Consider the following 18,123-nt stretch of genomic DNA (forward strand, 5'->3'; position numbering starts at 1 on the left):
CACCTGCTCGCTTGGGTCAGACGGCCGGCAAGCCTGGATCGACGCCGGTCATGGCGATGGAGACGTCCCAGAGCCGCTTCGAAAGCGCGGGATTTTCGGCATGCGGCGCGCGCCTTGCTTCGCCGGCTACACCGCGGATTCCGCCAAAGCCGGTGGGACCGTAATAGCCTCCGGGCTTTACCTGGCCGGTCGCAGCCAGAAGTGCCGGCCACGCGCCCTTGTCGGCGCTATTGAGCAACAGGCCGACGATTGGGCCTACGATCCGGATCAGCCCCATGTGACGGCCAAGACTTGTGCTGGCGATGCCAGGGTGGATGCCGATCGCTGTGACGGGTGACTTCGCCGCCCGCAGGCGACGATCCAGTTCGAAGAAGAACAGCGCGTTCGCCAGCTTGCTGGCGCCGTAGCGTTCGTTCTTGACGTAGCTCTTGTCGGCGTTGAGGTCGTCCCAGTCGATCTTGGCCTTTAGATGCGCGACGCTCGAGGTCACGACCACCCGCGCTCCCGGCGTCTCCGCCAGTTTCGGCAGGAGCAGCGAGGTGAGCGCGAACACGCCGAGATGATTGATGCCGAACTGCGATTCGAATCCCTGCTTCGTGCGCGTCAGCGGCGGGTTCATGATCCCGGCATTGTTGATGAGCGCATCGATCCGAGGCTCCCTCGCGGCGATCTCGGCTGCGGTGCGAACGCTGTCGAGGTCGCCGAGGTCCAGCGGCAACCAGACGAGATCGGCGTTCGGTGTGATCCGCTTGATCCGCGCGATGGCATCCTGCGCCCTGGCCTGCTCGCGGCAGCCAAGCAGGACGCGCGCGCCCCTGGCGGCAAGCACCCGGGCGATTTCGAATCCTACGCCGGCATTGGCGCCTGTGACGATGAAGCTTTTTCCCGCCTGTTGGGGGACGTTGGCTTCGGTGAAACCCTTGCTGTTAAACATTTTTGATCCTTCATATGAGTGATTACATACTCATTATGGGTTGAAAACTCAGGCGGCGGACCCCTTCCAGAACAGGTCGAATCCGGCCTGCCGGATGGCGTCACTTTCCTGAGGCTTGGCTGTGACCGCGTTGATGCTGATGTCGGCCAGGTCGAAGAGAATGGTATCGATGTAAAAGGCGATCCTGTCAGGCGCGGCATGGCCGGCGAGACACTCTTCAACCATCGTCCGCGCATCCCGCAGCATGGCGTGGCACCGGTTGCGGCTTTCCGCTGTCACGCGATCCGACACCTTCAACTGGCGAAGGGCCTTGCGCGCCGTGGCGTGAGCCAGTCCCCAGTCGATCAGACGGTTCCAGACCGCGAATAGTCGGTCTTTGGCAGAGGCGCCCGCAGGATATGGCGCCAGCATCGTCTCGGTGAGGTCGGCCTCGATCTCGATGAAGAGTTGGTTGAGCAGATCGTCCTTGGTTGGAAAGTAGGTAAACAGCGTCCCTTCGGAAACGCCAGCAGCCTTTGCGATCTTGGCCGTGGAAGCGCCTGTGCCAAGGTGCGCGACGAACTCGGCCGCGGCATCCAGCAGTGCCTGTCGCTTTTCTTCACTGAGGGGACGCGCCATATTTCTGTCTATCGATATTGAGTGAGTGGATGCTCAATTATATAGGGGATGACATGAGATTGGTCAAGGATGCAACCCCGCATCTTTCGCGACCCACGCCGATCGGAACTCTCCGCAAGAAAAGAGCGGCGTATCCGGTGTGCCAAAGAGACCGTCAGCGATGGAGAAGTCCGTCGCCATCAGCCGTGTGGCCCTCGCGCGATATGGACAGCCCCGCGAGAAGCGGCGCGTAGGCGGCGAGCCTGCGGGATACGAACTCCGTGAAGAGTTGCACGCGCTTCGTCTTGCGTGTCTCCCCCTGTGTGAGAAGCCAGAGGGTACCGTACATGTGCAGGTCGGTGCCCGGCACCCTCACCAGGTGGGGGTCGGCATCTCCGACAAAGCACGGCAGCGTCGTGATCCCGAGCCCTTGCCGTACGGCAACGATCTCCGCCGCGGCGTCCGTGACCCTGAAGGGGACCCCCGTGGTTCGAACCTCACCCTCGCTGGCCCACTCCGGAATGCCATGCATGCTGATGACGATCCACCGGATGGGATCAGGCGCGCCCGCACGCCATGCGGCCAGTAGATCGCGAGATATGTAGACGCCACCGAACAGCTCGGGTCCCTTCAGACCGTGAAGATTGAGCGGCAGCGTTTTGCGGTCGTAGACCACGCGGATCGCCACGTCGGCCTCCCTGTTGGTCAGGTTTGCCAGCTCGCCGGACGACAGGATTTCCATCTCGATGTCCGGATGCAGACGCGCGAAATCGGCGAAATCCGGCATCAGCAGGTGTGTCGCGAGGATCGGCGTCAGCGTCACTCGTAGAAGCCCGCGCACGCCCTGGTCTCGCCCGAAGACGCGCGTCTCCAACTGGTGCGACGACGCTTCCATCTGGTTGGCGAGCTCGAGGACCTCCTCGCCCACAGCCGTCAGGCGATAGCCCGCAGGCAGCTTTTCGAACATCTGCGCCCCGAGGCGTTCCTCGAGCTGGGCGATACGCCGCAGCACGGTCGCATGATTCACTCCGAGGCGCTTGGCGGCAGCCCGCACTGAACCTCCGCGCGCCACGGCAAGAAAATAGCGAATGTCATCCCAGTCGATCATGGTGCAATCCGGCACCGCATGGTGCGCCTTCCCAAGCCCGTATTCAACGCGTCGTACAGCAATAGGGGCGGCCAATCAAAGCTTATATCGATCCGCGCGGCCCGTTCCCGAACGGCGGACAATTGATCGTCGCGGCTGGCGTCAGTCTTTCAGCCGGATCGATTTTGCACCACCGATGTGCGCGCTTCCACACTCAACAACAGATGCCGGCGGACCCATTTCGAGGGTCTCGGGGGCATCCCCGAACGACCAAAGGCAGAGCCTGGAAGGAGAAGTCATGGGAAAGCTTGAAGGTAAGGTTGCAGTCATCACCGGTGGATCGAGCGGCATGGCGCTGGCGAGCGCCAAGCGGTTCGTTGAAGAAGGCGCCCATGTTTTCATCACGGGCCGGAGACAGGAGGCGCTGGACGAGGCCGTCAAGCTGATCGGCCGGAACGTAACCGGCGTGCGCGGCGACGCTGCCAATCTCGACGACCTCGACCGCCTCTTCGATACGGTCAAACGGGACAAGGGCAAGATCGACATCCTGTACGCGAGCGCCGGCACGGGCGAAGCCGTCCCGCTGGGCGAGATAACCGAGCAGCATTTCGACGCGACCTTCAACCTGAATACGCGGGGCACCCTGTTCACGGTTCAGAAGTCGTTGCCGCTGTTCAACGATGGCGGATCGATCTTCATGACCGGGTCGGTTGCTTCGATCAAAGGGTTTCCCGGTTACAGCGTGTATGCGGCGAGCAAGGCGGCGTTGCACGCATTCGCACGCGGGTGGCTCAACGAACTCAAGGGCAGGAATATCCGGGTGAACGTGCTGCACCCGGGGCCGATCGCCACGCCGATGCAGGACCAGGTTCTCACCGAGGAGGCGAAGCAGATGTTCGAATCCCTGATCCCGCGGGGAAAGATGGGGCGTCCTGAGGAAATTGCGGCGGTCGCGCTGTTCCTTGCTTCAGACGATTCGAGCTTCGTGAATGGGTTGGAGTTGTCCGTCGACGGCGGCTTCTCGGCCATCTGAATTCGCGCCGGATCGCGGGAAGCGGCTGATCGGCGGGAACTAGCGTGTCCACGGTGAAATGACTTCCGCGCTGAACGGCCGGCCCGGCCGCGCGGAAGTCATTCACGACGGGACGCCTACGCAAAGGTAGGCACACGGCAACCCGGCGCCGTTGAGAGCCAGGAACTCAATGTCAAAATAACATCGGAGAAACACTATGAGCTATGCGATTGTAGGATTCGGCAAGGTAGGCCAGGCTCTCGCCCACGCCTTCGCCCGTAAAAACATCGAGGTGGCCGTCGCGAGCCGCCGTTCGCCCGAGGCGTTGGCGCCGCAGGCTCGGGCGATTGGACCCACGGTCGTCGCCAAGTCGCTGCGGGATGCACTCGAGGCCGACACGATCATCCTGGCGGTCCCGTTCGGGGAGCATCGCGAGGTTGCGAAGGCCCTGCCGAGCTGGAAAGGCAAGAGGGTCATCGACGCGATGAACGCGTTTCCAGTCCCTGAGGAGTTGGACGGCCTCCCGTCCTCCGCCTTCGTCGCGAAGGCGTTCACCGGCGCCAAGTTCGTGAAAGGCTTCAATCACCTGATTGCGGCCACCCTGGCTGCCGATCCGGTCGTTGAGGGCGGCCACAGGGTGGTCTTTCTGTCTGGTGACGACGAGGACGCGATCGCTCCCGTGGCGGCCCCTGGCCAAACAACTCGGGTTCGCACCCGTCAAGCTGGGAAAGCTCAACGAGGGTGGCGCGCTGGTGCACGCACGCGACCGCACCTGGGGCCAGCTCATCTTCCAGGATTTGTTCAAGAAGGAGCAGTAATCGATCTACGACCGTGTGATCGACACCGAGAATTGGTCGCGCGCGCTAACGTCTTCGAGCCGCGCGCGACCGAATATTTGAAGGCCACAAAGTCGCGAAGGCTGGGGTGGGCCTGACGGCCTCCCTTTCACTCCCACTCGATCGTGCCGGGTGGCTTGCTGGTCACGTCATAAACGACGCGGTTGATGCCGCGGACTTCGTTGATGATGCGGGTCGCTGTGCGGCCGAGGAAGTTCATGTCGTAGGGATAGAAATCCGCGGTCATGCCGTCGACGGAGGTGACGGCGCGCAGCGCGCAGACGAAATCGTAGGTGCGGTAATCGCCCATGACGCCAACGGTCTGCACCGGCAGGAGCACCGCGAAGGCCTGCCAGATCGTGTCGTAGAGGCCGGCCTTGCGGATCTCGTCGAGATAGATCGCATCCGCCTTGCGCAGGATGTCGAGTTTTTCCTTCGTGACGGCGCCGGGGCAGCGGATGGCAAGGCCTGGACCCGGGAACGGGTGGCGGCCGATAAAGCTGTCCGGCAGGCCGAGTTCGCGGCCAAGCGCGCGCACCTCGTCCTTGAAGAGTTCGCGCAGCGGCTCGACGAGCTTCATGTTCATGCGCTCGGGCAGGCCACCGACATTGTGGTGGCTCTTGATCGTCACCGACGGGCCGCCGGAGAAGGAAACGCTTTCGATCACGTCCGGATAGAGCGTGCCCTGGGCGAGGAAGGCCGGTGCGCCCTTGCCGTCGGAAGCGATCTTGGCGGCTTCCGCCTCGAACACCTCGATGAACAGCCGGCCGATCGTCTTGCGTTTCACTTCCGGGTCGCTAACGCCAGCAAGCTGGGTGAGGAAGAGGTCGGACGCGTCCACATGAACGAGCGGGATGTTGTAGTGGTCGCGGAACATGCCGACCACCTGCTCTGTCTCTCCCTGGCGCATCAGGCCGTGATCGACATAGATGCAGGTCAGCTGGTCGCCGACCGCTTCGTGGATCAGCACGGCTGCGACGGAGGAATCGACGCCGCCCGAAAGGCCGCAGATCACCCGTTCCTTGCCGACCTGTTCGCGGATCTTGCGGATCATCTCGGCACGATACGCGGACATCGTCCAGTCGGACTTCAGGCCGACGATCTTGTGCACGAAATTGGAGAGCAGCTTGGCGCCGTCGGGCGTATGCACCACTTCCGGGTGGAACATGGTAGTGTAGTAATGCCGGCTCTCGTCGGCCGCGATCGCAAAAGGCGCATTCTCGGAAGTCGCGATGACCTCGAAACCGTCCGGAAGCTGGGTGACGCGGTCGCCATGGCTCATCCAGACCGGATAGCGGCCGCCGACTTCCCAGAAACCTTCGAACAAGGGGCTCGGGGCCTTGATCTCCACGTCGGCGCGGCCGAATTCCGCTGCATGCCCGCCTTCGACGACGCCGCCGAGCTGGGTCGCCAGCGTCTGCTGGCCGTAACAGATGCCGAGGATCGGAACGCCGCTGTCGAACACCGCCTGCGGAGCGCGAGGGCTGCCTTCCGTGGTCACCGAAGCCGGTCCGCCGGAAAAGATCACGCCTTTGGGCCGGAGCCTCTCGAACGCGGCACTCGCGTTCTGGAAGGGGTGGATTTCGCAGTAGACGCCCGCTTCGCGGATGCGACGCGCGATGAGCTGCGTCACCTGGCTGCCGAAATCGATGATGAGGATGCTGTCGGGATGAGCTATCTGGGTCATGCCGAGCCTTTAAAGAAACTTCCCCTTTCTGGCAACGGGGAACGAGGCGAAAATCGCGCCTTCAGAGGATGATGGCACCATCCTCCAGCCCCTCGAACAGGCTGTCGACCGCATCCGCCAGCTTTTTGTCGATTACATGCAGGTATTCGGTCCAGTCGCCGACATGCTTCAGTTCTTCCTTGCCGTCGGAAATACCGCGCAGGCCGATCAGCGGCAGGCCAAAAAGCTGGCAGCAGCGCAGCACCGCAAACGTCTCCATGTCGACCATGTCGGCGCCGACGAGATCGTAGGCAGCACCGGAGACGATATTGCCGCCGGTAGACAGCGAGGCTTGCCTGACGCCCGGGATGCGCAGGGGAAGCGGGATGATCGCCGGATGGTCGAGGAAGGGCGTGCGGCCCTTTTCGAAACCGAGCGGCGAGGCGTCCATGTCGCGATAGGCGACGGACGAGGCCTGGTAGATTTCCGTCTGCTCGAGATTGCGGGAACCGGCGGAGCCGAGCGAGACGACGAGATCAGGCAGGTCACCCGTCGCTTCAAGCCGGGTCAGGGCATGGGAAAGCACGACGGCGGCTTCAACCGGGCCGACGCCGGTCATCAACGGCTTGATGCGGGATTTCAGCGCCGGCCCGTATTCGGCATCGACGGCCATCACGAAGAGAATGGATTTGCCGCCGGCGAGGCTAGGTTCGCCGAGCGGAAGTGAAGACGTCATCCCGTTATATCCTCTCGGCCACGGATCACCATCATGGTGCCGGTCATGGAAGCAATGAGTTTGGCGGGCCCGTCGCCGATCGCATAGGCGCGGCCATCGGCGACGATGATCGTCGAACCCGGCTTGGTGATTTCGCCGCGAAACAGGAAGCGCTCGCCGCGGCCGGGCGACATCAGGTTCACCTTGAACTCGATGGTGAGGATCGAGGCATCCGGCTCGATCACCGTATAGGCGGCATAACCGCAGGCGGCATCAAGCGCCGCGGAAATCACGCCGGCATGCAGGAAACCGTGCTGCTGGGTGAGCTTGATGTCGAAAGGCAACTCGATCTCGACGATCGCCTGCTCGACGCGTGTCAACTCGGCGCCGAGCATCGCCATCGCGCCCTGTCGACCAAAACTCTGGCGCACCCGTTCGCGGAAATCGCCCGTGTCTCTCCCGTTCATGTCCCATCCCTTTCGCAGATGCGAAATTGGCATGGCGGGCGATGTTCGGCAAGCCGTACGATGGAGCGTGCTTAATTCATAAGGACGATCGACAGGTTGAGGAGCGTCGCGAAGGCGACCCAGAGAGCGTAGGGCACGAAGAGCCATGCGGCGGCACGACTTTCCCGCCAGCTTGCGGCGATGAACAACAGGATCGAGACCAGCAGCGGCACGATGACGACGAGGCCGAGAACCGGGCTCTGCAGGCCGAAGAAGGCCGGCGACCACAGAAGGTTGAGGGCCGCCTGGATGGCAAAGAGGACGAGGCGGCGGCCGTTGTTCTCGTCAAACCAGGTCGCGGAAAGTGCGACGCCGATCAGGATGTAGAGGAACGTCCAGACCGGTGCAAAAATCCAGCCCGGCGGATTGAAGAAGGGCTTGTCGAGCGACTGATACCATTCGCCGGGCTGGTTGCTTGCGCCGCTCAGCGCACCCAGTGCCACACAAGCGACGATGAAGAGGATCATAACGACAGTTTTGGTCATCCCGCCGCAACTATGGCGCTCCGGCAGCGGGAAAAGGTCAGCCTAGCCGGACGATATGCTGATCCCAGGCGACCGCACTGCGGGTGTCGTTGAACTGGCCGTCATAGGACGAAACCGCAATGCCGTGCGCGGCGGAGGCGACGCCGGCGGCCTCGCGGACAGTCTCTTCCTTCGCCACGGCCCCGGTTTTCGCGTCAAGCGTGACCGCGGCCCCGCCGATGGGCGAGGTGAGGCCGACGACGCCGTCGTGGCGGTTGACGGCGATGGCGCCGATATAGTTGCCGAGTCGGACGGTGGTTTCCTCGGGCAGCGAGACGAAGGACAGGTCTTCGCCCCTGGAAAACCAGCCGGCAAGCGGCGGCAGGGCGTTGCGCGCCCCTTCCCACTGGCAGGCGAACCAGATGCGGCCGTTTTCGGCCATGTCGAGATGGCGGGTGGAGAGCTGTTTCAGCGACGCGGGCAGGCGGTGTCGCTGGATGAGCACGCCGGTCTTCGCATCGAGCAGGACCAGCGACGGTTCCATGCGGTCGACGTTCAGCTTGGTGCGACCGAAATCCGGATGCGTCTCGATGCCGCCATTGGCGATGACCAGCAGCTTGCCGTCGTCGGAAACGGTCATGTCATGGGTGCCGATGCCATGGGCGTCGAACTCGCCGATGCGGCGGAATTTGTCTCGCGCGTCATAGACGCCGATCATGCCGCGATTGCCGTCGAAATCGTTCTCGCTGGCATAGAGCCGCGTTCCATCCGGCGAGAAATGGCCATGTCCGTAGAAATGCCGGCCTTCCGGCGAGGTGATCATCACCGGCTCAGTCTGCCGCGACGGATCGAACACCATGGCAAACGTGCCCGGGCGGCGGGCGAAGGCGACGGTTCGGCCCGTGGCGGCACTATAGGCCAAACCGTGGGCGCGGGCGGGAAGCGGAACACGGTCGATGATTTCGCCGCGTTCCGAAACGGTGGCAACGCCGAAGGAGCCGTCCGGCGCGCGAAAACCCGAGGCATAGACCGCATCTGTGCGTTCGAGCGCCATCAACGAGCTGGGCGCAAGGGCGGCTGTGAAGGTGATCCCCGCTGCCTTCAGAAAGCCGCGCCGGTCGATGGCCTCGCCGCGCCACATGGTCTTAGTCGCCGTCCGCAAACGAGAAGCCGGAGCTGAGTCCGATGGCGCCGCCGTAACCGTCGTTCAGCTTGGCGATGACGTCCTTTCCGTCCGCCAGCAGCGTATCGAGCTTCTTGCGCTCGGCGGCATTCTCGACTGCCTTTTCGAGATCCGGCGTGATCTTCGCTGAAAGCTCGATCATCGACTTCAGCTTCGCCTGGGTCGCGGCGACGATCGGCCGGTCCTTCTCCTTCAGCAGTTCCACCATGCCGGATTTTTCGAGCAGGGTGGAAAGGCCTTCGAGATTGCCCTTGATGGTCGGCCAGGTGTTTTCCGAGCGCCAGAACAGTGCCTGTTTCGGGAATTTCGCCTTGTCGGAGCCCTTGTAGAAAGTCTCGATCCGCTGGTCGCGCACCGCTTCCGCACCATGCACGAGAATGCCGAGCAGTGCCGTGATCGCCTCGCCGCCGGTGCGGAAATTGAGGTTGTCCGGCCCCGGCTGTTCCCAGGCCTTCTGGATGCCCTCGGGCGCGTCCCAGATATCGGAAAGCTCCTTGGCGACATTGGCGATATTGCCGGCGATGGCCGCGCCGTAGCGGCAGCGGTAACTGTTCTTCGCCTTGAGAAGCTCTTCGGAGCCGGTGCCGGCAAGAACATATTCGAGCGCGCCAAAACCCTGCATGGCGACGCTCTTGGTGCCGAGCGTGGCGGGGTCGGTGGCGGTCTCATCGACCTTGGACAGGAGCGACTGTACCTGCTTCAGCCCCGTGCTCTTGCGATCCGGGTAAAAGAGGATGCGTTCGAAGCGGTTCTGCTCGATGACGGGACCGACGCGGACCACTTCGATATGCGCCCAACTGACCGCCGCATCGCGGAAGGCACTTTTCGCGGCGTCGTATTTCGCCTTGGAGGGCGCCTCGCAGAGCGCCTTCATCGCAGTCGTCATCTTATCCGCGGATTCGTGGAAAGCGTCGTATCCCGGCCGGATGAACCCATCGACCGCCGCCGTCATCACCTTGGTGACATCAGCCATCGGCAGATCCACGGTGGGAGCGGCATCGCTCTCCTGCGCGAGAGCCGCGACGGGGAGCAGCGAGACGAGTCCGGCAAGGAGGATTTTGCGCATCAAAGTGACTCCAGAAATCTGAGCAGGGCGGCACGGTCCTGTTTGGAGAGCGCGGCAAAGGCGTCGCGGGCTCTCTGTGCCTCGCCGCCATGCCAGAGAACGGCTTCGGTGAGGTTTCGCGCCCGGCCGTCATGCAGGAAGAACGTATGGGCGTTGACGGTTTCCGTCAGCCCTATTCCCCACAGCGGCTGGGTGCGCCATTCGCTGCCGGTCGCGACACCCACCGGCTGACCGTCCGCAAGGCCTTCGCCCATGTCATGCAGCAGGAAATCCGAATAGGGCCAGACGAGCTGGAAGGCATGCGCCTTGTTGCCGGCATCGCGGCTGGTCACGAATTTCGGCGTATGGCAGCCGGTGCAGCCGGACTGGTAGAAAATCTCCTTGCCCCTCAGCACCGTCTTGTCGCCGATCTCGCGGCGGGCCGGCACGGCCAGGTTTTCGGAATAGAAGGTAACCAGCGGCAGGACCGGGTCGGGCGCTTCGACTGGCCCCAGCCGCTGCTGCACGCCGGTCGGCATGGCGAGGCATGCGGCTTCCGCCTTGGTGCAGTCGCCGTGGTCGAACGGATTGTCCGGGGTCGAGATACCGAGGTCACCGGCAAAGGCGGAAGAACTCTGGTCGCGGACCGAGGCATTCTGCGCCTTGAAGCCGAAGCGGCCGAGCTTCAGTTCGCCGGTCTTGTGGTCGCGCACCATGGCCGGCTTGCCGGAAATCCCGTCCCCATCCTTGTCGTCCGGGTCGGCCTTGGCGAGGATGTCGGTATCGTGGATCGCCTGGATCAGCCCCATGCCGATCATCGGCGGAGCGATGCGTGGCGACAGCGTCACGTCGCCTTCCATCGCGCCGTAACCGAGGTCGGCAACCGAATAGCTCGGCTTGCGCAGGTTGACCACTTCGCCATCGCCGAGCCTGACCGGGATCTCCTCGTAGGAAATCCGCATCCTGCCTTCGGCGGCAAGGCCCGGCACCGCGAGATCCTGCAACTGCTCGCCATAGATCGCGTCGGGGAAATTGAGCTTCCTGTAATCGGCGACAGCTTCGCGTTCCTCGTCGGTTCGCGCCGGGCGGGCGAGCCGGAAAAACATCGAAGTCGCGTCCGCACCGCCTTCCGGAGGATGGCCGCGTCCATCCTTCAGGTGACAGCTCTGGCAGGCGCGCGCGTTGAAGAGCGGGCCGAGCCCGTCGGAGGCCTGCGTCGAGGAAGGCGCCGAGACCCAGAGCTTGGTGAAAAGCGCGTTGCCGAGCTTGAACGTCCCTTCTTCCTCGAAGGTGAGGTTGGCGGAGAAATGCGAGAAGGCGTCGCCATTGACGTCGGCACGGCTGGTCGCGGCCCCGCCGGACATGGTCTCGAATTGCTCGGGTTTGGAAAAATCCGTCGTCGGGCGCGTGACGCTTTCGACGCGTTTCTGGTCCTTGGGATTGAGATCCGTGCGGATGGTCGGGAAAAGAGCGTCGCCACCGGTCGCGATCAGCGGCGTGAGAAGGAAAGCGCCCGAAAGCAACGGCAACAGGAAGACGAAAGACTTGGGCGTTCTCATGGGAAATCGGGCCGCAGGCTGAAGGTCAGCCGCGGCCCGCCTTTTCATTGCTTATTTGAAGACGGCGTCAGGATTATCGAGGCTGTCGGAACCTTCAAGCTCTACTTTGCCAAGCTTCAGCGACGCAATGACGCGCTCGACGCTTTTGCTCTGGTCGATCAGGCCATCGATCGCCTTCTGGACCACCGCGTTGCCCTCTTTATTGCCCTCGCCGATCATCTGGTCGTAGGCCTCGACCTTCTTGGCGCGGTCGGCCATGGCGTTCATGGCGGTGAGCGTCGCGTCGAGCTTGCCGAGCATTTCGGTGTCGAGCGCCTTGTCGGTTGCGGCGACCAGTTCGGAAAGCGAGGGTCCCGTCATCTTCGTGCCGTCGACGCGGGTGTATTCGCCCGTATAGGCCGACTTGATGCCGATCGCGTCGTTGAGATGCGAGTTGTAGGTGTTGTCGGAGAAGCAATCGTGCTCTTCTTCCGGATCGTGCAGCAAAAGGCCGAGCTTCATGCGCTCGCCGGCAAGCTCGCCATAGGAAAGCGAACCCATGCCGGTCAGGATGGCGGTCAGGCCCTTCTTGGAATTGGCCTCGACGTTTTTGGTCGCCTTGCCCTTGGGGCCCCAGGCGGTGACAATGTCCTTGAGGTCGGAGACCAGCAGGGCGGACGCGGCCTTGAGGTAATCTGCGCGGCGATCGCAATGGCCGTTGGTGCAATTGGCCTTGTCGTAATCCGTATAGGAGCGCTTGCCGGCGCCCGGTCCGGTGCCGTTCAGGTCCTGGCCCCAGAGCAGGAATTCGATGACATGGTAGCCGGTCGCGACGTTCGCTTCGATCTCGCCGGCCTCGTTCAGGCTGCGTAGCGTCTTGGCGTCGAACTTCGAAAGGTTGAGCGTTTTGCCGTTGACCTTGATCTTCGGGTTGGCGATGACGTTTGCGGTATAGAGCGCGTTCTCGTCGCTCTCGGTGCCGTAGGAGGCATCGACATAGTCGATCAGGCCTTCATCGAGCGGCCACGCGTTCACCTTGCCTTCCCAGTCGTCGACGATCGGGTTGCCGAAACGATAGACTTCCGTCTGCTGGTAGGGAACGCGGGCGGCGATCCAGGCGTCCTTGGCAGCCTTGAGCGTCTCTTCGCTGGGCTTGGCGATCAGCGCGCTGACGGCCTTGTCGAGGGCCTGCGCGGTTGTCAGCGAGTCCTCGTATTTCGCATGCGCCAGCTCGGCATAATGCTTGAGGACGGCGGCGGATGTGGTGGCGGCCTCGGCCTCTGTCACGACGAACGCCGCGGAGGCGGCAAAAAGCGCCAGGGCGGCGCCGAGAACGGTCTTGCGGATCATGTCCCTCTCCTTCACGGCCCGGATCTCTCCCCGGCCGTCCAAGGGTTCATCGCGCAATTGGAAACTGGTGTCAAACTATCTAGTTTAGAATAATTTGAAAGTGGAACTCGACTTTAACCTCGTTCCAGCCGCATTCATGCTCTGCGTTGCATGCGGCAGAAAAAGAATCCGTCCGTATCGGTACTTGCCGGCGTCAACGTCACCGTCAGTGCATCTTTCGAGCGTGGCCGCGGTGCATCCTTCCCGAAAATCTCATCCCAGCGCGCTGCAGCCGGCGCGATCGAAAATTCCGGGTTCTCGGCGCAGAAACGAGAAACCTGGGCATCGTTCTCCTCCGGCAGGATGGAGCAGGTGACATAAAGAAGCGCACCGCCCGGCTTCACGAAGACGGCGGCTTCCGAAAGCGCCTCCTGCTGCTGGGCGATGCGCTCGTCGAGGTTTTTGGGCGTGAGCCGCCATTTGGTGTCCGGACGGCGGCGCCAGGTGCCGGTGCCGGTGCAGGGCGCATCGACCAGGACCGCGTCCAGCTTGCCCTTCAGGGCATTGAGCTGGCGCGCATCGTCATGCACCTGCACATTGCGGGTGCCCGCCCGCCGCAGCCGCTCGATGATCGGCGCCAGCCGCTTGCGGTCGGCGTCATAGGCATGGATCTGGCCCTTGTTGTGCATGGCGGCGGCCATGGCAAGCGTCTTGCCTCCGCCGCCGGCACAATAGTCGAGAACCTGGTCGTGTTCGCCCGGCTGCACGAGATCGGCGACGATCTGTGAGCCTTCGTCCTGAACTTCGAACCAGCCTTTCTGGAACGAAAGCTCGGCGGTGACGTTGGGCAGGCGGGACGCTCCTTCGCCGGCGGCAATCCGGATGCCGTTGCGGGCGATACGAGACGCCTTTGCGTTCGAGCGTTCCAACGCCTTGACGACCTTGTCGCGGGACGCCTTCAGCGTGTTGGCGCGCAGATCGAGGGTCGGGCGGTCGGCCAATGCCTTGGCCTCAACCAGCCAGTCCTCGCCGAAATTGGCCTCAAACGACGGCTGGATCCAGTCGGGTATGTCCCCTTGCACATGCAGGGGCGCATCATCGAGATTGCGGGAGGCGAGCGACGAGAGGTTCGCCTCGGTCAAAGCCGGCGGGGCGAAACGGTCGTCGGTAAACTCGGCCTGCAGTGCCTCGGGTGTGAGGCCCCATTGCCGGATGAGGACTGCGTAGGCGAGTGCGGCCGGGCTTTCGTCATCCATCAGCCAGGCATGCGACAGTCGCATGCGCAATGCGTCGTAGACGATGTTGCCGATTGCGGCCCGATCGCCGGAACCGGCGAAACGATGGGCAAGCCCCCAGTCCTTGAGGGCGTCGGCGACTGGGCGCCTGCGCGTCTCGATATCGGCCAGCACCTCAATGGCTCCGGCAATTCGTCCGCCCAATCGCATATCGCTCTCCGTGTCGGTTGCACCCGTATGGCACGGGTCGTAACCGCGATTGTGCGACAGGGCAAGAGGCCGGCCTAAACAGCGTCTCTGGACAGCCTCAGCCGTCGATTGCTTTCAGTCCCTTGCCCGGGACCTTCTGATCGCTGGCATCGACGATCTGGTAACAGACCTGGGCGGTGCCGGAGCTGATCATGCCGATGTTCTTGGCCGCGGCCTTGGAAACGTCGATCACCCGGCCGCGGATGAATGGGCCGCGGTCGTTGATGCGAACGACGACGCTTTTGCCGTTGCGCTTGTTGGTCACGACAACCTTGGTGCCGAAAGGCAGCGTCCGGTGGGCCGCCGTCATCAGAGAGGGGTTCATTCGCTCCCCGGATGCGGTCTTGGATCCGAGGGCATACCAGGATGCGTGACCGCATCCAGGCGCAGCATTGGCCTGCGCGGCGCCGAGTGTTGCAAAAGCAGCAATGGAGGCCGCGGCGAAAGTCGAGCGTCGAATTGTTGTCAAGTCGGTCGTCCCCGTTCGTTTTGTCCCTGCACGTTGCGTGCAAAATGGCTAAGCGGGGCGAAAAGTGGCAAAAAAGTGGGACTTTCGATCACGGAACGTTACAGCCTGTAACATTTGTGATTAGATTGCCGTCGATCTTTTTAAGAAGCCAGCTAAGCTTCTTCGGAAGAAAACCTTTAAAAACAGTCAGAAAGAGGAATGTAGTTTCAGCGAGACTCGCAAGGAGTTTGCGATCACGAAAACTGCAGAAAAAAATTTATCGTGATACGAGGCTTATTGCCTCATTTGGGCAAATTTTGTGGCGTTCAGCCGTAAGGATTAAGAAATAATAACTAGATCAACCGATCAGGATGAAAATTCCAACCGTTTCAAAATGGGAATTTCAACCTCGCCAGCGGCCCGAGGTCCACATTTCGGCGAGCGACATCCGGTAGTTCGGGAAGCGGAATTCAAACCCGACCGCGCGGATCTTGGCGTTCGAAACGCGCTTGTTGGCGCCATAGAAGGAGCGCGCCATCGGCGTCATGTCGGCAGTCTCGAAATCCTGTTCCGGTGGCGGCTGGACACCCATCAGCCGCGCCGCTTCGACGATGACATCCTGCGGCGGACCGGGCTCGTCGTCGGTGACATTATATAGGCCGCCCATATTGCCCTTCGCTAGGAAGAGCGCCGCCCCGCCGATGTCTTCGACGCGGATCCGGTTGAAGACCTGGTCTCTCTTTATAATGCGTCTCGCGGTGCCGCGTGCGAGATTGACGAAGGCGTTGCGGCCGGGCCCGTAGATGCCGGAGAGGCGCAGGCTCGCCACAGGCAGGCCGGCGGCCCGTCCTTCGGCGGCCCAGGCATCTTCCGTATCGACCCGTTCGATCGACCGGCCCAGGATCGGGCTGCCCGGCGTCTCCTCGGTGACCCAGCCACCGCCGTGGTCGCCATAGACGCCGACGGTCGAGAGATAGCCGACCCATTCGAGCTTCGGGCAAAGCGTGCGCAGCCGTCCGGAGACGAGCTTCAGCAGCGGATCGCCCTCGGCGCCGGGCGGGATCGACTGAACCAGATGCGTCGTTTCCCGAAGCTCTGTCAGCAGTTCCTCGCTGAACGGGCTGCCGTCGAATACGAAGGCCTTGATGTCACGGGCCGCGAGTTCCAATGCCTTGTGGGCCGTTCTGACCGTGCCGGAGACCCGGTGGCCTTCGGATTTGAAGGCCTCGGCGATCGCCTGGCCCGAATAGCCGCATCCGAAGATCATCACATTCATCAGGCCGCTCCCGCCAATCGCCATTCTTCCAGCACTTGCGTATCCTCTTCGGCGCCGCGTGCCGCGGCAAACCGCGCGAAGTCCATATCCGTCATCAGCCGCTTCAGAGCCCATATAGCCATGCCGCGCACCGTGGGCGAGGGGTCGCCGGCAAGTTCGAGACATTGCCCGATGAGCCTGGCATCGCCGGAATTGCCGGCGGCGATCAGCACGTTGCGGATAAACCGGTCCCGCCCGATGCGCTTGACCGGCGAGCCGCTGAAGAAGGTCCGAAAAGTCGCGTCGTTCAAGGTCAGCAGAAACGCGATCGACGGCTCCTTCAAGTCCTCGCGCGCCTGCAGCTTCATCTCCGAGGCGCTTGCCGCAAACTTGTTCCACGGACAGGCGGCAAGACAGTCGTCGCAGCCATAGATCCGGTTGCCGATCAATGGCCGGAATTCCGGATCGATCGGCCCTTTGTGCTCGATCGTCAGGTAGGAGATGCACCGGCGGGCGTCGAGCCGATAGGGCGCCGGAAAGGCAGCTGTCGGACAGGAGTCGAGACAGGCGCGGCAGGAGCCGCAATGGTCGGTCTCGGGCGCGTCCATGATAAGGTCCGCCGTGGTGAACAGGCTGCCGAGGAACAGCCAGGAACCATGGGTGCGGCTGACGAGATTGGTATGCTTGCCCTGCCAGCCGAGGCCTGCCGCCTCCGCCAGCGGCTTTTCCATCACCGGTGCGGTATCGACGAAGACCTTCACGTCCTCGCCGGCGCGCGCCGCAAAGCGCGTGGCGATCTCCTTCAGCCGGCCCTTGATGACGTCGTGATAGTCGCGGTTGCGGGCATAGACCGAGATCGCCGCCTTGTCCGGCTTGTCGAGAATGCCGCGCGGATCTTCGTCCGGCCCGTAGTTCAGCCCGAACATGACGATCGAACGCACCTGATCCCACAACACCTTCGGGTCGGCGCGGCGCAGCCTCGTCTCCGACATCCAGTCCATGCTGCCGTGGTGGCCGTCGGCCAGAAAGATTTCCAGCCGCTCCGGCGCCTGCGGAATGCTGTCAGGGCCTGTGATCCGGCAAAGATCGAAGCCCCGGGCCGCCGCTTCCTCGCGAATGAAGGCGGTCAGCTTCCCCCGCCGCCGAAGCGTCTTTTCTTCCTCCCGCGAGGTCGCGTCAGAAATCGAGGTCCGCATAATGGGATACCGGGGTAAGGCCGCGGATGCGTTCGGCAAGCATCGGCCGGAAGGAGGGGCGCGATTTCAGCCGCTGGTACCAGTCCTTGGCGACTGGCGTCTCCGACCAGTCGATTTCTCCAAGATAGTCGAGGATCGAAATCGAGGCGGCGGCGGCAAGGTCGGCATAGCTCAGCCGGTCACCCGCAAGCCAGGGCCGCGAACCGGCAAGCCAGGAGAGATATTTCATATGCTGGCGGATATTGGCGCGGGATGTACGAAGTACCTTCGAGTCCGGCGCGCCGCCGCCCTGGGCCGTCGTCATCTGCAGCTTGAAGACCCGCTCGCGGGTCAGCGGCCGGGTGACATCCTGCTCCATCTTCTGCAGGAACCATTCCGTCAGGCGCCGGATCTCGGCGCGCTGCCACGGGTCTTCGGCAAGCAGCCGCCGGTCGCGCTTCAGCACGCCATGGGTTTCGTCGAGAAATTCCAGGAGCACGGAAGGGCCACAAAGCACTCTCATGCTGTCGTCGACATAGACCGGGAGCGTGCCGGCAGGATTGAGCGTCAGGAATTCCCGCCGCTTTTCCCAGGGCTGCTCCTCGACCAGATCCGCCTGGAAGCCATATTCGGCGAGAATCAGCCGGACGAACCGCGAGGCCGAAGACATGGAATGATGATAGAGCGTGGGCATGGATACTTGAACTTCACGAACTTCGTATAGGAGGGGCAGGGGCGCCTCGCGCGCCCGCCTGACATATGGCAGCTATATGGATTTGGTAGTCCCAAGACAAGCAACGGCTCATAAACTGCTTAAAACTGCCCTTATCTGCTCAATAAAGGATTAAG

The 18,123-nt window shown here is 62.7% G+C and carries 17 protein-coding genes and 1 pseudogene; 2 read left to right on the top strand and 16 right to left on the bottom strand.

The features are described from left to right. Nucleotides 1–16: 16 nt before the first annotated feature. The 3 genes from ABCW43_RS24365 to ABCW43_RS24375 form a co-directional block, all read right to left on the bottom strand. Nucleotides 17–934 carry an oxidoreductase gene (locus ABCW43_RS24365; protein ID WP_345929246.1) on the bottom strand — a complete coding sequence of 306 codons (918 nt, stop codon included), beginning with the start codon at nt 932–934 and terminating at the stop codon, nt 17–19. A gap of 48 nt (nt 935–982) precedes the next feature. After that, a complete protein-coding gene (locus ABCW43_RS24370; protein WP_345929248.1) occupies nt 983–1,552 on the bottom strand; it encodes a TetR/AcrR family transcriptional regulator in 570 nt (189 codons plus the stop codon). A 154-nt stretch (nt 1,553–1,706) separates the two neighbouring features. Then, a complete protein-coding gene (locus tag ABCW43_RS24375; protein WP_345929250.1) occupies nt 1,707–2,639 on the bottom strand; it encodes a LysR family transcriptional regulator in 933 nt (310 codons plus the stop codon). Between the two features lie 277 nt (nt 2,640–2,916). Here ABCW43_RS24375 and ABCW43_RS24380 point away from each other — a divergent pair, with 277 nt between their 5' ends. Together ABCW43_RS24380 and ABCW43_RS24385 are read left to right on the top strand one after the other, a co-directional pair. Next, nucleotides 2,917–3,651, top strand: coding sequence for an SDR family NAD(P)-dependent oxidoreductase (locus tag ABCW43_RS24380; RefSeq protein WP_345929252.1), 735 nt, complete (start codon nt 2,917–2,919; stop codon nt 3,649–3,651). A 196-nt stretch (nt 3,652–3,847) separates the two neighbouring features. After that, a pseudogene (locus tag ABCW43_RS24385) lies at nt 3,848–4,448 on the top strand (NADPH-dependent F420 reductase). A gap of 127 nt (nt 4,449–4,575) precedes the next feature. Here ABCW43_RS24385 and guaA read toward each other — a convergent pair. The 13 genes from guaA to ABCW43_RS24450 form a co-directional block, all read right to left on the bottom strand. Next, nucleotides 4,576–6,153, bottom strand: coding sequence for a glutamine-hydrolyzing GMP synthase (gene guaA, locus ABCW43_RS24390; RefSeq protein WP_345929254.1), 1,578 nt, complete (start codon nt 6,151–6,153; stop codon nt 4,576–4,578). Between the two features lie 61 nt (nt 6,154–6,214). After that, nucleotides 6,215–6,868 carry a 5'-methylthioadenosine/S-adenosylhomocysteine nucleosidase gene (locus tag ABCW43_RS24395; RefSeq protein WP_345929256.1) on the bottom strand — a complete coding sequence of 218 codons (654 nt, stop codon included), beginning with the start codon at nt 6,866–6,868 and terminating at the stop codon, nt 6,215–6,217. Next, nucleotides 6,865–7,314 (bottom strand): PaaI family thioesterase, encoded by a 450-nt coding sequence (locus ABCW43_RS24400; protein ID WP_345929258.1) that lies wholly within the window; start codon nt 7,312–7,314, stop codon nt 6,865–6,867. The genes ABCW43_RS24395 and ABCW43_RS24400 overlap by 4 nt, the downstream gene beginning before the upstream one ends. A gap of 71 nt (nt 7,315–7,385) precedes the next feature. Continuing rightward, nucleotides 7,386–7,838, bottom strand: coding sequence for a TspO/MBR family protein (locus ABCW43_RS24405; protein WP_345929260.1), 453 nt, complete (start codon nt 7,836–7,838; stop codon nt 7,386–7,388). Between the two features lie 37 nt (nt 7,839–7,875). Then, nucleotides 7,876–8,958 (bottom strand): DUF1513 domain-containing protein, encoded by a 1,083-nt coding sequence (locus tag ABCW43_RS24410; RefSeq protein ID WP_345929420.1) that lies wholly within the window; start codon nt 8,956–8,958, stop codon nt 7,876–7,878. Between the two features lie 4 nt (nt 8,959–8,962). Then, the gene (locus ABCW43_RS24415; RefSeq protein WP_345929262.1) at nt 8,963–10,066 is read right to left on the bottom strand and encodes an imelysin family protein; all 1,104 of its coding nucleotides are present in this window, start codon (nt 10,064–10,066) and stop codon (nt 8,963–8,965) included. Then, nucleotides 10,066–11,604 carry a di-heme oxidoreductase family protein gene (locus tag ABCW43_RS24420; protein WP_345929264.1) on the bottom strand — a complete coding sequence of 513 codons (1,539 nt, stop codon included), beginning with the start codon at nt 11,602–11,604 and terminating at the stop codon, nt 10,066–10,068. The genes ABCW43_RS24415 and ABCW43_RS24420 overlap by 1 nt, the downstream gene beginning before the upstream one ends. A 51-nt stretch (nt 11,605–11,655) precedes the next feature. Next, nucleotides 11,656–12,933 carry an imelysin family protein gene (locus ABCW43_RS24425; RefSeq protein WP_345929266.1) on the bottom strand — a complete coding sequence of 426 codons (1,278 nt, stop codon included), beginning with the start codon at nt 12,931–12,933 and terminating at the stop codon, nt 11,656–11,658. Between the two features lie 134 nt (nt 12,934–13,067). Beyond that, nucleotides 13,068–14,357, bottom strand: coding sequence for an RsmB/NOP family class I SAM-dependent RNA methyltransferase (locus tag ABCW43_RS24430; RefSeq protein ID WP_345929268.1), 1,290 nt, complete (start codon nt 14,355–14,357; stop codon nt 13,068–13,070). A gap of 97 nt (nt 14,358–14,454) precedes the next feature. Beyond that, nucleotides 14,455–14,865, bottom strand: coding sequence for a septal ring lytic transglycosylase RlpA family protein (locus tag ABCW43_RS24435; protein WP_345929270.1), 411 nt, complete (start codon nt 14,863–14,865; stop codon nt 14,455–14,457). 382 nt (nt 14,866–15,247) lie between these two features. Then, on the bottom strand, nt 15,248–16,120 hold the full coding sequence (locus ABCW43_RS24440) for an SDR family oxidoreductase (RefSeq protein ID WP_345929272.1): 873 nt from the start codon (nt 16,118–16,120) through the stop codon (nt 15,248–15,250). Beyond that, nucleotides 16,120–17,295 (bottom strand): tRNA epoxyqueuosine(34) reductase QueG, encoded by a 1,176-nt coding sequence (queG, locus tag ABCW43_RS24445; RefSeq protein WP_345929274.1) that lies wholly within the window; start codon nt 17,293–17,295, stop codon nt 16,120–16,122. Before queG ends, ABCW43_RS24440 begins: the two co-directional genes overlap by 1 nt. Then, entirely contained in the window at nt 17,276–17,968 is a 693-nt protein-coding gene (locus tag ABCW43_RS24450; RefSeq protein ID WP_113125496.1) for a glutathione S-transferase family protein, read from the bottom strand. The genes queG and ABCW43_RS24450 overlap by 20 nt, the downstream gene beginning before the upstream one ends. Nucleotides 17,969–18,123 lie beyond the last annotated feature (155 nt).

The organism is Neorhizobium tunisiense, from assembly GCF_039631515.1.
GTDB lineage: Bacteria > Pseudomonadota > Alphaproteobacteria > Rhizobiales > Rhizobiaceae > Neorhizobium.

What these genes read in the sequence shown, in the direction of transcription:
- ABCW43_RS24395 (WP_345929256.1), bottom strand. Translation starts at nt 6,868, where the DNA reads ATGACGTCTTCACTTCCGCTCGGCGAACCTAGCCTCGCCGGCGGCAAA.
- ABCW43_RS24450 (WP_113125496.1), bottom strand. Translation starts at nt 17,968, where the DNA reads ATGCCCACGCTCTATCATCATTCCATGTCTTCGGCCTCGCGGTTCGTC.
- ABCW43_RS24365 (WP_345929246.1), bottom strand. Translation starts at nt 934, where the DNA reads ATGTTTAACAGCAAGGGTTTCACCGAAGCCAACGTCCCCCAACAGGCG.
- ABCW43_RS24415 (WP_345929262.1), bottom strand. Translation starts at nt 10,066, where the DNA reads ATGCGCAAAATCCTCCTTGCCGGACTCGTCTCGCTGCTCCCCGTCGCG.
- ABCW43_RS24410 (WP_345929420.1), bottom strand. Translation starts at nt 8,958, where the DNA reads ATGTGGCGCGGCGAGGCCATCGACCGGCGCGGCTTTCTGAAGGCAGCG.
- ABCW43_RS24400 (WP_345929258.1), bottom strand. Translation starts at nt 7,314, where the DNA reads ATGAACGGGAGAGACACGGGCGATTTCCGCGAACGGGTGCGCCAGAGT.
- ABCW43_RS24430 (WP_345929268.1), bottom strand. Translation starts at nt 14,357, where the DNA reads ATGCGATTGGGCGGACGAATTGCCGGAGCCATTGAGGTGCTGGCCGAT.
- ABCW43_RS24425 (WP_345929266.1), bottom strand. Translation starts at nt 12,933, where the DNA reads ATGATCCGCAAGACCGTTCTCGGCGCCGCCCTGGCGCTTTTTGCCGCC.
- ABCW43_RS24375 (WP_345929250.1), bottom strand. Translation starts at nt 2,639, where the DNA reads ATGATCGACTGGGATGACATTCGCTATTTTCTTGCCGTGGCGCGCGGA.
- ABCW43_RS24420 (WP_345929264.1), bottom strand. Translation starts at nt 11,604, where the DNA reads ATGAGAACGCCCAAGTCTTTCGTCTTCCTGTTGCCGTTGCTTTCGGGC.
- ABCW43_RS24370 (WP_345929248.1), bottom strand. Translation starts at nt 1,552, where the DNA reads ATGGCGCGTCCCCTCAGTGAAGAAAAGCGACAGGCACTGCTGGATGCC.
- queG (WP_345929274.1), bottom strand. Translation starts at nt 17,295, where the DNA reads ATGCGGACCTCGATTTCTGACGCGACCTCGCGGGAGGAAGAAAAGACG.
- ABCW43_RS24440 (WP_345929272.1), bottom strand. Translation starts at nt 16,120, where the DNA reads ATGAATGTGATGATCTTCGGATGCGGCTATTCGGGCCAGGCGATCGCC.
- guaA (WP_345929254.1), bottom strand. Translation starts at nt 6,153, where the DNA reads ATGACCCAGATAGCTCATCCCGACAGCATCCTCATCATCGATTTCGGC.
- ABCW43_RS24380 (WP_345929252.1), top strand. Translation starts at nt 2,917, where the DNA reads ATGGGAAAGCTTGAAGGTAAGGTTGCAGTCATCACCGGTGGATCGAGC.
- ABCW43_RS24405 (WP_345929260.1), bottom strand. Translation starts at nt 7,838, where the DNA reads ATGACCAAAACTGTCGTTATGATCCTCTTCATCGTCGCTTGTGTGGCA.